The sequence below is a fragment of the Ureibacillus sp. FSL W7-1570 genome (assembly GCF_038593265.1).
Classification (GTDB): Bacteria; Bacillota; Bacilli; order Bacillales_A; family Planococcaceae; genus Ureibacillus; species Ureibacillus suwonensis.
On sequence record NZ_CP151979.1, the window covers coordinates 98,839 to 115,354 of the forward strand.

13 protein-coding genes and 1 other annotated feature (1 of these 14 cut by a window edge) are annotated in these 16,516 nt (G+C 43.7%); all 13 genes read left to right on the forward strand.

What is annotated here, in order from left to right; translation table 11 throughout:
* Window positions 1-75 (forward strand) — a binding site (T-box leader) (it extends 160 nt beyond the left edge of the window).
* A gap of 108 nt (window positions 76-183) precedes the next feature.
* Entirely contained in the window at window positions 184-2,946 is a 2,763-nt protein-coding gene (gene ileS, locus NST13_RS00515) for an isoleucine--tRNA ligase (RefSeq protein WP_342581131.1), read from the forward strand.
* A gap of 391 nt (window positions 2,947-3,337) precedes the next feature.
* On the forward strand, window positions 3,338-3,817 hold the full coding sequence (lspA, locus tag NST13_RS00520) for a signal peptidase II (protein ID WP_342469938.1): 480 nt from the start codon (window positions 3,338-3,340) through the stop codon (window positions 3,815-3,817).
* The gene (locus NST13_RS00525; RefSeq protein ID WP_342469937.1) at window positions 3,814-4,725 is read left to right on the forward strand and encodes an RluA family pseudouridine synthase; all 912 of its coding nucleotides are present in this window, start codon (window positions 3,814-3,816) and stop codon (window positions 4,723-4,725) included. Before lspA ends, NST13_RS00525 begins: the two co-directional genes overlap by 4 nt.
* A gap of 285 nt (window positions 4,726-5,010) precedes the next feature.
* A complete protein-coding gene (gene pyrR, locus NST13_RS00530) occupies window positions 5,011-5,556 on the forward strand; it encodes a bifunctional pyr operon transcriptional regulator/uracil phosphoribosyltransferase PyrR (protein ID WP_342469936.1) in 546 nt (181 codons plus the stop codon).
* A gap of 20 nt (window positions 5,557-5,576) precedes the next feature.
* Entirely contained in the window at window positions 5,577-6,908 is a 1,332-nt protein-coding gene (locus NST13_RS00535; protein WP_342469935.1) for a solute carrier family 23 protein, read from the forward strand.
* Window positions 6,909-7,021: 113 nt separating this feature from the next.
* A complete protein-coding gene (locus NST13_RS00540) occupies window positions 7,022-7,891 on the forward strand; it encodes an aspartate carbamoyltransferase catalytic subunit (RefSeq protein WP_342469934.1) in 870 nt (289 codons plus the stop codon).
* A 2-nt stretch (window positions 7,892-7,893) separates the two neighbouring features.
* Window positions 7,894-9,168: a dihydroorotase gene (locus tag NST13_RS00545; RefSeq protein WP_342469933.1), complete on the forward strand. Its 1,275-nt coding sequence runs from the start codon at window positions 7,894-7,896 to the stop codon at window positions 9,166-9,168.
* A complete protein-coding gene (locus NST13_RS00550; RefSeq protein ID WP_342469932.1) occupies window positions 9,168-10,265 on the forward strand; it encodes a carbamoyl phosphate synthase small subunit in 1,098 nt (365 codons plus the stop codon). The genes NST13_RS00545 and NST13_RS00550 overlap by 1 nt, the downstream gene beginning before the upstream one ends.
* Window positions 10,258-13,455 (forward strand): carbamoyl-phosphate synthase large subunit, encoded by a 3,198-nt coding sequence (gene carB / locus NST13_RS00555; RefSeq protein ID WP_342469931.1) that lies wholly within the window; start codon window positions 10,258-10,260, stop codon window positions 13,453-13,455. Before NST13_RS00550 ends, carB begins: the two co-directional genes overlap by 8 nt.
* Complete coding sequence (locus NST13_RS00560; protein ID WP_342581132.1) at window positions 13,452-14,225, forward strand: dihydroorotate dehydrogenase electron transfer subunit; 774 nt, start codon at window positions 13,452-13,454, stop codon at window positions 14,223-14,225. Before carB ends, NST13_RS00560 begins: the two co-directional genes overlap by 4 nt.
* On the forward strand, window positions 14,222-15,133 hold the full coding sequence (locus tag NST13_RS00565; RefSeq protein WP_342469929.1) for a dihydroorotate dehydrogenase: 912 nt from the start codon (window positions 14,222-14,224) through the stop codon (window positions 15,131-15,133). Before NST13_RS00560 ends, NST13_RS00565 begins: the two co-directional genes overlap by 4 nt.
* Window positions 15,130-15,831: an orotidine-5'-phosphate decarboxylase gene (gene pyrF / locus NST13_RS00570; RefSeq protein WP_342581803.1), complete on the forward strand. Its 702-nt coding sequence runs from the start codon at window positions 15,130-15,132 to the stop codon at window positions 15,829-15,831. Before NST13_RS00565 ends, pyrF begins: the two co-directional genes overlap by 4 nt.
* A complete protein-coding gene (pyrE, locus tag NST13_RS00575; protein ID WP_342469928.1) occupies window positions 15,831-16,463 on the forward strand; it encodes an orotate phosphoribosyltransferase in 633 nt (210 codons plus the stop codon). Before pyrF ends, pyrE begins: the two co-directional genes overlap by 1 nt.
* The last annotated feature ends 53 nt before the right edge of the window (window positions 16,464-16,516 follow it).

The window sequence follows — 16,516 nt, forward strand, 5'->3', positions numbered from 1 at the left end:
GCAGCGTCGGAGCTTTTCCTTTTTCGGCGTTGTGAACAAGGGTGGTACCACGGGTAATCGTTTCTCGTCCCTAAGGGATAGAGAAACTTTTTTTATTTTGGGGGAAATTCTTTTTTGCCTATTCCTTTATGCAGTTAAAAAAGGATTTTAAAAAGTGTCAAAATTTTAGAAGGAGGAAATTCAATGGTAGAGTACAAAGATACGTTATTAATGCCGAAAACCGATTTTCCGATGAGAGGAAATCTGCCGGTCAACGAACCAAAAATCCAAGCAAAATGGGCGGAAATGGATATTAACAAGCTGGTGTTGGAGCGTACGAAAGGCCGTCCGGAATTCGTATTGCATGATGGCCCTCCATATGCCAACGGAGATATTCATATCGGCCACGCATTGAATAAAATCATCAAAGATATGATCAACCGCCACCGTTCCATGACAGGATACCATGTTCCTTATATTCCTGGTTGGGATACCCACGGACTTCCGATCGAGCATGCTTTGACGAAAAAAGGCGTGAACCGCAAAGAAATGTCGGTTGCCGAATTCCGCAAACTTTGCGAAGAATATGCCTACGAACAAATCGAAAATCAAAAGGCCCAATTCAAGCGTTTAGGCGTACGTGGTGATTGGGAAAATCCTTACATTACATTAAAACCTGAATTCGAAGCCCGCCAAATTGAAGTGTTCGGCCGCATGGCGGAGAAAGGGTACATTTACAAAGGGTTGAAACCTGTTTACTGGTCTCCTTCTTCCGAGTCTGCATTGGCGGAAGCGGAAATTGAATATAAAGATGTGAAATCACCTTCCATTTACGTGAGCTTTGAAATCAAAGACGCAAAAGGTGTTGTTCCTGAAAATGCAAAATTCATCATCTGGACAACTACCCCTTGGACAATTCCGGCCAACTTAGGAATTTCCGTCAACCCTGAATTTACTTATGCCGTTGTGAAAGTGGATGGCAACTTATATATCATTGCAAAAGAATTGATTGAAAATGTTTCAAAAGAAATTGGATGGGAACAAGTTGAAATCGTTCAAGAAGTGAAAGGCCAACAATTGGAATACATTGTGGCGAAACATCCATTCTATGACCGCGATTCTTTAGTCATGGTAGGGGAACACGTCACATTGGATGCAGGTACCGGATGCGTTCACACAGCGCCCGGCCACGGGGAAGACGACTATATCGTAGGGAAAAAATACGGTTTGGATGTATTGAGCCCAATCGATGACCGGGGCTGCTATACAAATGAAGCCCCAGGATTTGAAGGCATGTTCTATGATGATGCCAATAAAGTGGTGACTGAAAAATTAAAAGAGGTCGGAGCTTTATTAAAATTAAATTTCTTTACGCACTCCTATCCACATGACTGGCGTACGAAAAAACCGGTGATTTTCCGTGCAACGCCGCAATGGTTCTGTTCAATCGAGCCGTTCCGTGATCAGTTATTGGAAGCGATTGAAAATACAACATTTACTCCTAGCTGGGGTAAAATCCGCCTTTACAACATGATCCGTGACCGCGGAGACTGGTGCATTTCCCGTCAACGGGCTTGGGGTGTGCCAATTCCGGTATTCTATGCTGAAAATGGCGAGGAGATTATTACGCCGGAAACGATTGCTCATGTGGCCAATTTATTCCGTGAACACGGTTCCAATATCTGGTTTGAAAGAGAAGCGAAAGATTTATTGCCTGAAGGTTTCACGCATCCAGGAAGCCCGAATGGAAAATTCACGAAAGAAAAAGACATTATGGACGTTTGGTTCGACTCCGGTTCCACTCATCAAGGCGTGCTTGTGGAACGGGGCATGAAATATCCTGCCGACCTTTATTTGGAAGGTTCCGACCAATATCGTGGATGGTTCAACTCATCTTTGATTACATCGGTTGCCATCAACGGCTTTGCACCATATAAAGGCATTCTGTCCCACGGCTTCGTTCTTGATGGCGAAGGACGTAAAATGAGTAAATCTCTTGGAAATGTCATTGTTCCTGAACAAGTAATGAAACAGTATGGTGCGGACATTCTCCGTTTGTGGGTGGCTTCTGTGGACTATACAGGCGATGTGCGCATTTCGGTGGATTTATTGAAACAAATTTCCGAAGTATACCGTAAAATCCGGAATACGCTTCGTTATTTACACGGAAATTTATTTGATTTTGATCCGAAAAGAGACCGTGTACCATATGAAAACTTACGAGAAGTGGATCAATATATGTACATGCGCTTGCAGGAAGTATTGAAACAAGTGCGCGCCGCTTATGACCGGTATGACTTCTCTGCGGTTTACCATTCCATCAACAACTTCGTTTCTGTTGAATTGTCTGCATTCTATTTGGATGTGGCAAAAGACGTCGTTTATATCGAAGCGCCAAACAATCCAGCTCGCCGTGCGATGCAATCAGTGATGTACGATTGCTTGCTCACATTGTTGAAAATCTTGACACCGATCCTTCCGCATACAACGGATGAATTGTGGTCTTATTTAAATGAGGAAGAGCCGTCTGTACAATTGACAGACTTCCCGGAAGTGGATGAACGCAGCAACTTTAAAGAACTCAAAGAAAAATGGAGTAAAGTGATGGACATCCGCGATGAAGTGCTTAAAGCCCTTGAAGAAGCGCGTAATGAAAAAGTCATCGGTAAACCATTGGATGCCAAAGTGGTGGTTTATACAGATGATGAAGAAGTATTGTCATTATTGAATGATGAAAAAGTCGATTTCAAACAAATTTCCCTTGTATCTCAATTTGTGGTTGCCGGAAGCAGAAAAGATGCCCCTGAAAATGCGATTGCATTAGAAAAAACATCCATCGCTGTAGAAAAAGCGGATGGGGAAAAATGCGAGCGCTGCTGGTCTTACTCTGAAACGGTCGGCCAAAACGAAAAACATCCGACATTATGTTCCCGCTGCGCTGAAATTGTGATCAATCATTACGAATAATGTTCTTGCCGCCCTTGAATTTGCGATTGCAATTCAAGGGCGTTTTTTTTTTTTTTTGATCAGTTGGAATTGGCAAGAAAACAAAGTAATAACAAATAAGGGATGCATCTGCACTAAAGGGGTTCTCAACCGCACCAAAGGCATGTCCATCTGCACCAAAGGAGCTCTCATCCACACCAAAGGGGAATCCATCTACACTAAAGGGATTCTCAACCGCACCAAAGGGATATTCATCTGCACTAAAGGGTTCTCATCAAACAAAAAACCCTATCTTCTGCAAAGAACAGGATATGCATCCCATGACCCTTACATAAGAAAGAGAAGATTTTCTGTATTAATTGAAGGAATATGTTAGAATAATGGAGATATATAGGCAAACGGGGGAAAGAATGTGTTTAAATACTACAGTTTAGCACTTTTCGTCATTATAATGGATCAGCTTACAAAATGGTTTATCGTAAAAAATATGGAAGTAGGGGATCGAATCGCAATTTGGGATCCTTGGCTTGGCATCTTAAGCCACCGGAACCGGGGGGCTGCCTGGGGAATGCTCCAAGGGCAAATGTGGATCTTTTATCTGGTTACACTCATTGTGGTGATTGCGGTAATTTATTATTTTCATAAAGAAGGGAAAAATAAGCCATTGCTAGGCATCAGCTTAATGATTTTATTGGGCGGGGCGATTGGCAACTTTATTGATCGGGTTTTCCGCGGAGAAGTTGTTGATTTTATTGATGTGTTCATTCCGATCATCAATTATGATTTTCCAATTTTTAATGTTGCCGATGCAGCGTTGACGATTTCAGTCATCATGCTAATCATTGCATTGTTTAAGGAAGATCAAAACGGAAAGAAAAAGGTGGAACAATGACAGTAACAATCACGATTGAAGCAGCATACGCAGGAGAACGGCTTGATAAAGCGTTATCTACAATTCAAGGGGAATGGTCCCGGACACAAATTTCCAACTGGATTGAAGATGGCCTTGTAACGGTAAATGGCAAGGAAGTAAAGGCCAAATATAAAGTCAAAGAAGGGGACGTTGTCGAAGTCGAAGTTCCTGAACCGGAAGAACTGGAAGTCATCCCTGAAAATATAGACTTGGATATTGTGTATGAGGATTCGGATGTCATAGTGGTGAACAAGCCAAAGGGAATGGTGGTTCACCCTGCTCCAGGGCATATGACAGGGACATTGGTGAATGGATTGATGTATCATTGCAAAGATTTATCCGGAATTAATGGCATCCTTCGCCCGGGAATTGTTCACCGCATCGATAAAGATACTTCAGGATTGTTGATGGTTGCCAAAAATGACATGGCCCATAACGGTCTTGTCGAACAGTTGATGAATAAAACGGTGAAAAGAAAATATACCGCATTAGTTCATGGACATATTCCCCATAATAAGGGGACCATTGATGCACCAATCGGCCGGGATCCGAAAGATCGCCAAAAACAGACGGTGGTAGATAATGGAAAAGAAGCCATTACCCACTTCGAAGTAATTGAACGGATCGGCGGTAAATATACGCTGGTGGAGTGCCGATTGGAAACAGGCCGCACCCACCAAATTCGCGTTCATATGAAATATATCGGTTATCCTTTGGTGGGAGACCCGAAATATGGTCCGAAGAAAACCATCGATTTTGGCGGACAGGCATTGCATGCGGGGGTTTTGGGATTTGTTCATCCCAGAACGAAGGAATATCTGGAATTTGAAGTGCCATTGCCGGATGATTTTGTGAACTTACTTGAACAATTAAGAAAAGAAGGTTGACTTGGGAGATAATTAGTTCTATACTTTACAACAGTAAAAAATTAAATAGGAAATACCTTTAATGGCAGTCCAGAGAGGCTGAAAAGGTAAAAGATATGTTGGTGAAGAAGTTTATACCCTATCATATTTTTCCAGTTTTATAAGAATGGGTATACTGTATCTTCATACGCAAAGAATTATTATACCAACATAATATTTTACTGTAATTTCAACCTCTTAAGCAGACGCTTAGGGGGTTTTTTTATGCCCGTAAAAAATACTCTTGGGAAAAGGAGGAATTCGAAAATGGCCGAAGTGACAGAATTGTTGGATGCCCAGGCCATGAACAGGGCGCTCACAAGAATTGCTCACGAAATTATTGAGCGCAATAAAGGGATCGATAAAGTCATTCTGGTAGGCATAAGAACCCGCGGAACCTATCTCGCGAGGAGATTGGCTGAGAAGATCGAAAAAATTGAAGGGAAAAAGGTTCGCACCGGCGAGTTGGACATTACATTATACCGCGATGATTTATCCACAAAATTTGTTGGTGACGAGCCGAAAGTTCAACAAGTGGATATTGATTATGTTGTGAACGATCAAAAGATTGTGCTTGTGGATGATGTGCTTTATACAGGAAGAACTGTTAGGGCGGCTTTGGATGCTGTGATGGATTTGGGACGGCCAGCCCAAATTCAATTGGCGGTATTAATCGATAGAGGACATAGAGAGTTGCCGATTCGCGCAGATTATGTAGGAAAGAACATTCCGACATCAAGTTCAGAGAGAATCGTTGTTCAAGTCACAGAAGTAGATGGGAAAGATCAGGTAACTTTACACAAAACAAATTAAACAGATAGAGGGGTAACAATATGACAAACAAAGTTATTGATATTCATGAAAAGCCGCCTGGTGGACAGTTAATCACATTAAGTTTTCAGCACATGTTTGCAATGTTTGGTTCAACGATTTTAGTGCCGCAATTGGTTGGATTGAGCCCGGCGATTGCGCTTTTAACAAGTGGTATTGCTACAATCATCTTTTTGCTTGTAACACAATTTAAAGTGCCCGCTTATTTGGGTTCATCCTTTGCTTTTATTACACCGATGCTGTTGGTATCCGGGGGATTGGATCCGGAAGGCGCCGCAGTACATCCTGGAAACGCCATGATTGGTGCAATGGCAGTCGGTTTGGTTTATGCCGTCGTTTCTTTACTGATTTATAAAAGTGGTTACAAGTGGATTATGAGATTATTGCCGGCTGTTGTGGTTGGTCCGGTCATCATGGTAATCGGACTTGGACTTGCAGGTACAGCGGTGGACATGGCAATGAATATTTCCGTTGAGCAATTGAATCCTGATACAGGTGAAACGGAACTGGTAAAACAATATAGCGGTTGGCATTTTTCCGCAGCTTTGGTGACTTTGTTTGCGGCGATTATTTTCAATGTGTACTTTAAAAATATTCTTAGCGCGATGCCGATCCTTTTAGGGCTGGTCGTTGGATACATATATTCCGCAATCATTGGTATCGTGGATTTTACAAAAGTGAAAGAAGCATCATGGTTCGCTTTGCCGGACTTTTTAATCCCTGGCGTCCATTATGAGTTTCATGTAACGACAAACATTTTATTGGCAATGGTTCCAATCGTTATCGTAACGATTTCAGAACATATCGGACACCAATTGGTTTTAGGAAAAATCGTTGAACGGAATTATATTAAAGATCCAGGATTGCACCGTTCCATCCTTGGGGACGGACTTGGAACATTTGTCAGTGCGTTAATCGGTGGTCCTCCAAAAACGACTTACGGTGAAAATATCGGTGTATTAGGGATTACAAAAGTGTATTCGGTGTATGTGATAATGGGAGCAGCTTGTATCGCCATCTTGCTTTCATTCTTTGGAAAAGCGATGGCGCTCGTACAAACAATTCCGACATCCGTACTTGGCGGCATTTCCATCTTATTGTTCGGTATTATCGCCTCCAGCGGTCTCCGCATGATTGTTGATAATAAAGTGGATTTCGGCAAAAACCGCAACATGGTCATCGCTTCAGTCATTCTGGTAGTTGGAATCGGCGGTGCGGCCATCCGGTTCTCCGAAACGTTTTCGATTGAAGGTATGGCACTTGCGGCGATTATCGGTGTAATCCTAAACTTGGTTCTTCCAGGCAGAGATAAAAATATAGAAGAATTTGAATAAAGTAATCCATCAATCCTTTAAGATTTGTCCAGTGAGGCAAAAAAGGAGACGAATGGCAAGCGCATACTTGTCATCCCTCCTAAGCCTTTTAATTCGTATAGGAGGAAATTGACATGAAGAATCTACTTTCAATGGAACATTTAACTAACGATGAAGTAATGGCAATTTTAGAAAGGGCAAGGGAGTTTGAAAACGGTGCTGAACCAAAGTTGGACCGCTCCTATTATGTGGCCAATCTATTCTTTGAACCGAGCACCCGCACGAAAACCAGTTTCGAAATGGCGGAAAGAAAAATCGGTTGTACCGTCATTCCATTTGAAGCCGGATTTTCAAGCATGTTAAAAGGGGAAACATTGTACGACACAGTGAAAACCTTGGAAATGATCGGCCTTGATGCGGTAGTGATCCGCGCCAAAGAAGATGAGTATTATCGCGAATTGCTTGAAGGAATCAATGTCAGTGTCATAAACGCCGGCGATGGAACCGGGCAGCATCCATCCCAAAGTTTATTGGATTTATACACGATTTATAAGGAATTCGGCCGGTTTGAAGGATTGACTGTCACAATTGTTGGCGATGTTTCCCATAGCCGGGTAGCCAAATCCAATGCGATTGCGTTGAGCCGGCTTGGAGTGAAAGTGAATTTCCTTTGTCCGCCGGAATGGGCAGGCAAATTTGAGGCGCAGCACTCTTGGGACGGTCTGCTGGAAGAAAGCGATGTAATCATGTTGCTCCGAATTCAGCATGAACGGCATGACGTACCTTTCTCAAAAGAAAGTTATCATCAAGAATACGGGCTGACGATTGAACGGGAAAAGCAGATGAAAGACCATGCCATCATCATGCATCCCGCACCGGTCAACCGGGGAGTGGAAATTGCCTCAGAATTAGTGGAATGTGAACGTTCAAGAATTTTCCATCAAATTCGGAACGGCGTATTTGTTCGTATGGCGATTCTGGAAACAATTTTGAAGGAGAGATAACAGTGGTAACATTCATTGAAAATATCAAAATGTTAAATGAACAGGGAGAACTCGTTGAAACAACGATCACAATCGACAAAGGAAAAATTGCCGCCATCGGTGAAGAAAAACCGTCCGATGCTGAAGTGATCGATGGAAAAGGCAATTTTGTGGCTCCGGGATTTGTCGATGTGCATGTTCATTTGCGGGAACCAGGATTTGAACATAAAGAAACGATTGCAACAGGTACTCGTTCCGCGGCAAGGGGTGGATTTACAACGATCTGTGCGATGCCAAACACTAAACCTGTTCCGGACTCTGTTGAAAACCTTGAATATGTTAAAGGTTTGATTAAAAAAAGTGCTGTCGTTCGTGTCCTGCCTTATGGCTCCCTTACAGTTGCCGAAGCTGGTGAAAAGCGCACGAATATCGCCGAATTGAAAGCCCATGGTGCAGTCGCATTTTCAGATGATGGTGTCGGTGTTCAACTTGCATCGACAATGTACGAGCAAATGCAAGATGCAGCGAAAATCGATGCGGTGGTTGTCGCCCACTGCGAAGACAATTCATTGATCTATGGCGGCGTGATGCACGAAGGAAAACGCAATAAAGAATTGGGACTCCCAGGCATTCCGAGCGTTTGCGAATCGGTGCAAATTGCGCGGGACGTTTTGCTGGCAGAGGCGGCAGGCGCAAGATATCACGTTTGCCACGTTTCCACGAAAGAATCCGTCCGTACGGTAAGAGATGCGAAAAAAGCGGGAATCCGCGTGACTGCGGAAGTTTGTCCACATCACTTGCTTTTGGAAGATATGGATATTCCGAGCGATGATGCAAACTGGAAAATGAATCCGCCATTGCGTTCTTCCGAGGACAAAAAGGCGCTTATCGAAGGATTGCTCGATGGCACAATCGATTGTATTGCCACGGATCATGCGCCGCATACCCAAGAAGAGAAATGCTGCGGCATGGTTGGGGCACCTTTTGGAATTGTAGGCTTTGAAACAGCTTTTCCATTGCTATATACAAAATTTGTGGAACCGGGCATCTTCACACTGAAACAATTGGTGGATTGGATGACGAAAAAACCGGCGGAAATTTTCAATCTGCCATATGGACAAATAGAGGTAGGAGCTTCCGCCGACTTGACAATCATCGATTTAAATAAAGAAAAGACAATTGATGCGAATGAATTCCATTCAAAAGGCCGCAATACGCCATTCAATGGCTGGAAGGCAAAAGGCTGGCCGGTAATGACAATTTTTGAAGGTAATGTGGTTTATAAGGAGGAAGAATGATGAAAAAGCGTCTCTTAATTTTGGAAGATGGGACAGTATTTGAGGGAGAAGCGTTCGGAAGCGAACGTGCAAGCCAAGGGGAAGTTGTATTTACAACAGGGATGACTGGCTATCAGGAAACGCTTACGGACCCTTCCTTTTACGGTCAAATCGTTACGTTCACTTATCCGCTGATCGGCAATTATGGAATCAACAGCGATGATTTTGAAGCCATCGCTCCCGTGATTCGCGGAGTGGTTGTCAGAGAATTGACGAAAATCCCTTCCAATTTCCGCTGTGAAATCACATTGGATGAATATTTAAAAAATCAAGATATTCCAGGAATTGAAGGAATCGATACACGGAAACTGACTCGGATTATCCGTTCAAAAGGTGCGGTACGTGCCATGTTGACGGCAGCGGACGAGGAAGTAAACGTGGAAGAAATCGTGAGACAATTAAATGAAACGCCATATTTGAAAAACCATGTGAAGGAAGTTTCTCCAAAAATGCCATTCCCAAGCCCTGGCAGAGGAAAACGCGTGGTACTCATGGACTTCGGGATGAAAAAGGGCATTTTGCGGGAATTGAATAACCGCCATTGCGATGTGCTCGTCGTTCCATATAACACACCAGCGGAGAAAATTTTAAGCTTCCGTCCTGAAGGGATTTTGCTGTCCAATGGACCGGGGAATCCTGCAGATGTGACTGAAGGCATCGAAACAATCAAACAACTGATCGGAAAAGTTCCGATGTTCGGCATTTGCTTGGGACATCAATTGATTGCGCTGGCTTGCGGTGCGAAAAGCTATAAATTGCCGTTCGGACATCGCGGTGCAAACCATCCGGTAAAAAATCTTCAAACTGGAATCGTCGAAATCACTTCACAAAACCACGGTTATGTAATCGATGAAAATTCATTGGAAGGTACGGATTTGGAAATCACTCATGTGTCATTGAATGATGGAACTATCGAAGGATTGAAACATAAAAAATATCCGGTATTTTCTGTGCAATTCCATCCGGAAGCATCTCCGGGTCCGGAAGATTCAAACTACCTATTCGATGAGTTTATTAAATTAATGGAACAAGCAGGGGAGGAAAAACAACATGCCTAAGCGTAAAGATATCGAAAGCATTTTGGTGATCGGTTCAGGTCCGATTGTGATTGGACAAGCGGCGGAATTTGATTATGCCGGTACACAAGCATGTCTTGCCTTAAAAGAGGAAGGATATAAAGTTATTCTTATAAACTCAAACCCTGCAACTATCATGACAGATACACAAATTGCAGACAAAGTTTACATCGAACCGATTACATTGGAATTCGTTTCACGGATTTTACGAAAAGAACGGCCTGACGCCATCTTGCCAACTCTTGGAGGTCAAACAGGCTTAAACATGGCCATTGAACTTCAAAAATCCGGCATTTTGGATGAATTGGGAATTGAAATTTTGGGAACAAAATTGGAAGCCATCCATAAAGCGGAAGACCGTGAAATGTTCCGCCAATTAATGTATGAATTGGGTGCTCCTGTTCCGGAATCCGACATTGTGCACAGCGTGGAAGAAGCGAAAGCCTTTGTTGAAAAAATCGGTTATCCGGTGATTGTTCGTCCAGCCTTTACTTTAGGTGGTACCGGCGGCGGAATTTGTAATAATGAACAAGAGCTGGAAGAAATCGTGTCAAGCGGTTTGAAATACAGCCCTGTAAAACAATGTCTTCTTGAAAAATCCATTGCCGGCTACAAAGAAATCGAATTTGAGGTAATGCGCGACTCCAAAAATAATGCGATTGTTGTATGTAGCATGGAAAACGTGGACCCGGTCGGCATCCATACAGGGGATTCCATCGTCGTTGCGCCTGTCCAAACATTAACGGATCGGGAATATCAAATGCTCCGCGACATTTCATTGGATATTATCCGCGCATTGAAAATCGAAGGCGGCTGTAACGTTCAATTAGCCCTTGATCCAAACAGTTTCAACTATTATGTCATTGAAGTGAATCCGCGGGTTTCCCGTTCATCTGCCTTGGCGTCAAAAGCGACAGGATATCCGATTGCGAAAATTGCTGCAAAAATTGCGGTCGGTTTAACGCTGGACGAAATTAAAAACCCGGTTACAGGCACTACATATGCAGACTTTGAACCTGCCATCGACTATGTAGTGGCAAAAATTCCACGTTGGCCATTCGATAAATTCGAATCAGCCAAACGGAATTTGGGCACTCAAATGAAAGCCACTGGGGAAGTGATGGCTTTAGGACGCACTTTCGAAGAGGCGATCTTGAAAGCGGTGCGCTCCCTTGAAACCGGCCATATTCATATCGATTTGAAACATGCTGAAGAACATGACGACCACTGGGTGGAAAAACGCATCAGAAAAGCAGGGGACGAACGATTATTCTTCATTGCGGAAGCCATGCGCAGAGGCGTTACGCCTGAACAAATCCACGAATGGTCAAAAATTGATCTATTCTTCTTGTACAAATTAAAAAATATCATCGATTTGGAATCTGAATTGAAAGAAAATAAATTGGATTTAGACATTTTAAGAAAAGCGAAACGCATGGGCTTTGCAGACAAAAAAATCGCTGAACTTTGGAATATGGACGCAAGAGAAGTTTATGAATTGCGCAAAGAAAACGGAATTGTTCCTGTTTACAAAATGGTCGACACTTGTGCGGCAGAGTTCGAATCCGCAACCCCTTATTATTACGGCACTTATGAAGAAGAAAACGAATCGATTGTGACTGAAAAACCATCCGTCATCGTGCTTGGATCAGGTCCGATCCGGATCGGACAAGGGATCGAGTTCGACTATGCAACGGTGCACTCCGTATGGGCGATTCAGGAAGCGGGGTATGAAGCGATCATTATCAACTCCAACCCTGAAACGGTTTCAACGGACTTCTCAATTTCGGACAAACTTTACTTCGAGCCGTTAACAATCGAAGACGTGATGAACATCATCGATTTAGAAAAACCGGTTGGCGTAGTCGTTCAATTCGGTGGACAAACAGCCATCAACTTGGCTGACAAATTAGCGGCACACGGTGTGAAAATTTTAGGTACATCTTTGGAAGATATCGACCGTGCAGAAAACCGCGATTTATTTGAACAAGCATTAAAAGAATTGGAAATCCCTCAACCGGAAGGGGACACTGCGGTATCATTGGATGAAGCATTGGCCATTGCGAAAAGAATCGGCTTCCCGGTATTGGTTCGTCCTTCTTACGTACTTGGCGGCCGTGCAATGGAAATCGTTTATAACGAAGACGAATTGAAACATTATATGGAAAATGCGGTGGAAGCTTCACCAGATCATCCGGTGTTGATTGACCGCTACTTGACAGGTAAAGAAGTGGAAGTCGATGCGATTTCAGACGGAGAAAATGTGATCATTCCTGGAATCATGGAACATATTGAACGTGCAGGGGTGCACTCCGGCGACTCCATCTCCGTTTATCCGCCTCAAAGTTTGACAAAAGAACAAATCGACACGATTGTCGATTACACAACGCGTTTGGCAAGAGGATTAAATATTGTTGGATTAATGAACATCCAATATGTCATTTCCGGCGGCAATGTATATGTCATTGAGGTCAACCCTCGTGCATCCAGAACAGTGCCATTCTTAAGTAAAATCACAAACATTCCGATGGCAAACGTCGCAACAAAAGTGATATTAGGTCAATCCATTGTGGATCAAGGATATCAACCAGGCCTTGTGGAAGAGAGAAAAGGCGTCTATGTCAAAGTGCCGGTATTCAGCTTTGCAAAACTTCGCCGTGTAGACATTACCCTTGGCCCTGAAATGAAATCCACTGGGGAAGTAATGGGTAAAGATGAAACATTGGAAAAAGCATTGTACAAAGGCTTGGTTGCTTCCGGCATGAAAATTCAACCATACGGAACAGTGCTCTTTACGGTGGCAGATAAAGATAAGGAAGAAGCGGTGAGCATTGCGAAACGTTTCCAAGCTGTCGGTTACCGCATCATGGCGACAGAAGGAACAGCGAAAAAATTTGAAGAAGCCGGCATCCTCACTGAAGTCGTTGAAAAAATTGGCAGCAAAGGAAAAACGTTGGTGGATGTAATCCAAAACGGAGAAGCGCAAGTGGTCATCAATACATTAACAAAAGGAAAACAACCTGCCCGTGACGGTTTCCGCATTCGTCGGGAAGCGGTAGAAAACGGAATCCCTTGCTTAACGTCTTTGGATACGGCAAATGCGTTAATTAAAGTCATTGAATCCATGACCTTTGCTATTCAAGAAATGCCGAAATCGGAGGTATATTCATGATTCAACAGGAACGGATGACCGTCGTTCGCCAAAGGGAGATTGCGAAAAATATTTTCGAAATGACGCTGCAAGGACAAATTGTTCAGGAGATGACTCCTGGACAATTTGTTCATATACGAGTTTCAAATTTGCTGGATCCTCTGCTCAGACGGCCAATCAGCATCGCAAATATTGATAAAAACGCCAATGAGTTTACAATCATCTATCGCGCACAAGGCAAAGGGACGAATGTGTTATCCCAAAAGCAAATAGGCGATGAAGTGGATGTATTGGGTCCGCTAGGCAACGGTTTTCCGGTAGAAGCGGCCCAGCAAGGTGAAACAGCTTTGCTTGTCGGCGGAGGGATCGGGGTTCCTCCATTGTACGAACTCGCCAAACAGCTAAATGCCCGTGGCGTCCGCACCATCCACGTATTTGGTTTCCAAACGGAAGAGGTTGCCTTTTATGAAGAGGAATTTACCAAATTAGGTGAAACCCATTACGTGACGGACGATGGCTCAAAAGGATTTAAAGGATTTGTAACGGATTTGTTGAATGAACTGAAACCGGATTTTGATGTCTTCTATTCCTGTGGACCGCTTCCAATGTTACGGGCGCTTTCCTCCATGTATGAAGACAAAAAAGGTTATATTTCTTTGGAGGAACGGATGGGTTGCGGCATTGGCGCTTGTTTTGCTTGCGTTTGCAAAACGCAGGAGGGACAGGAAAAAGATTACGTGAAGATTTGTTCGGATGGTCCCGTTTTTGAGAAAGGAGTTGTGAAAATATGAATCGATTGGATATCCAACTCCCAGGATTAGATTTGAAAAATCCGATAATGCCTGCTTCGGGCTGCTTTGGATTCGGCCGTGAATTTGCCGGGTTGTATGATCTTTCCAAGTTGGGCGCCATCATGATTAAAGCGACGACCGTAGAACCGCGCCTTGGAAATCCGACTCCGCGTGTAGCTGAGACTCCTGCAGGGATGTTGAATGCGATCGGGTTGCAAAATCCGGGTCTTGAAAAAGTCATGGCTGAAGAATTGCCTTGGCTCGAGCGATTCGATGTACCGATTATCGCCAATGTGGCAGGGTCAACGACGGAAGATTATGTGGAAGTGGCCCGCCGCATTTCGACTGCACCTAATGTAAAGGCATTGGAATTGAATATTTCTTGCCCGAATGTCAAACAAGGAGGTATTACGTTCGGAACGGATCCGGTGATTGCCCGGGAGCTGGTTGAACAAGTGAAGGCCGTTTCTCAAGTGCCGGTATATGTGAAGTTATCCCCGAATGTAACCAATATCGTTGAAATGGCCCAAGCGGTTGAAATCGGCGGTGCGGATGGCATTACGATGATCAATACATTAGTGGGCATGAGACTTGATGAAAAAACGGGCAAGCCTTTGATTGCCAATGTGACTGGGGGACTTTCCGGTCCAGCGGTCAAACCGATAGCCATTCGAATGGTTTATGAAGTGTATAAAGCGGTGGATATTCCGATCATCGGCATGGGTGGTGTTACAAACGTCCAAGATGTGATCGATTTCATGTCTGCCGGTGCTTCCGCTGTGGCGGTAGGAACAATGAACTTTGTCGATCCATTCATCTGTCCAAAATTAATTGATGAACTTCCGGCGAAATTGGATGAACTTGGAGTGAAACACATTAAAGAAATTATCGGAAGGAGTCACCGCTGATGAATAAACCGATTATTGCTTTAGATTTTCCAAGTGAACAAGAGGTTTTCCAATTTTTGCATCATTTCAATGAAAAATTGTTCGTGAAAGTGGGAATGGAGCTGTTTTATCAAGAAGGTCCCGATATCGTCAAAAAAATTAAGGATTTGGGACATGACATCTTTCTTGATTTAAAACTGCATGATATTCCAAATACGGTGAAATCCGCCATGAAAGGTCTTGCCCGATTAGGGGTGGATTTGGTCAATGTCCATGCTGCTGGCGGCAAAAAAATGATGGAAGCGGCCCTTGAAGGATTGGAGGCAGGCAGTGACGTGAAAAGACCGTTGCTGATTGCGGTCACTCAATTAACTTCGACAACGGAAGAGCAAATGCAGAAGGAGCAAAAAATTCCTTTAACTTTGATGGAATCGGTGTTGCATTATGCACAACTTACAAAAGAAGCAGGTTTGGATGGCGTCGTTTGTTCGGTTCATGAGGCAAAGCAGATTGCGGAACGTTGCGGGGAAGCATTCCTTCGGGTGACGCCGGGGATTAGACTTTTAGGCGGAGATGCCCACGACCAAAAACGGGTGGCTACACCTGATTATGCGCGGCAAAACGGTTCGTCCTACATTGTGGTTGGACGGGCAGTGACGAAAGCGGAGAATGTAGTGGAAGCATATAAAGAAGTATGTCGACTTTGGGAGGGAAATTAATGGCAATCGAAAAAGATATCGCTCAAATTATGTTAAAAGTCGGGGCTGTCGAATTGAACCCGACGGATTTATTCACATGGGCAAGCGGAATCAAATCCCCGATTTATTGTGATACACGTCTGACAATTTCATATCCGGAAGCAAGAAAACAAATTGCGAACGGATTGGCAGAGAAAATCAAAGAACATTTCCCTGAAACGGAAGTGGTTGCAGGAACTGCCACAGCCGGCATCCCCCATGCGGCATGGGTGAGCGACCTGTTGCAGCTGCCGATGGTGTACGTGCGTTCCAAACCGAAAGATCATGGCCGCGGCAATCAAATCGAAGGAAAAATTGAGCCGGGGCAAAAAGTGGTTGTGGTGGAAGATATCATTTCCACTGGCGGTTCATCCTTGACTGCGGTTGAAGCGCTGAGAGAAGCAGGCTGCGAAGTGGTTGGGGTTGTATGTGTTTATACATACAATTTGCCAAAAGCGGAAGAGACATTTGAAAAAGCCGGTGTGAAATATGTAAGCCTAACAAACTTCGATTATTTGATTGAAGCCGCAAAGGAAACCGGCGCCATCAAATCGGAAGATATCCCGTTCCTAAAAAATTGGCATGAAGATTTGAAAGCGGGCAGATTAAAATAAAAATAAAAATAAAAAGACTCCTGATTCATCGAAGAAATCAGGAGTCTTTTTGT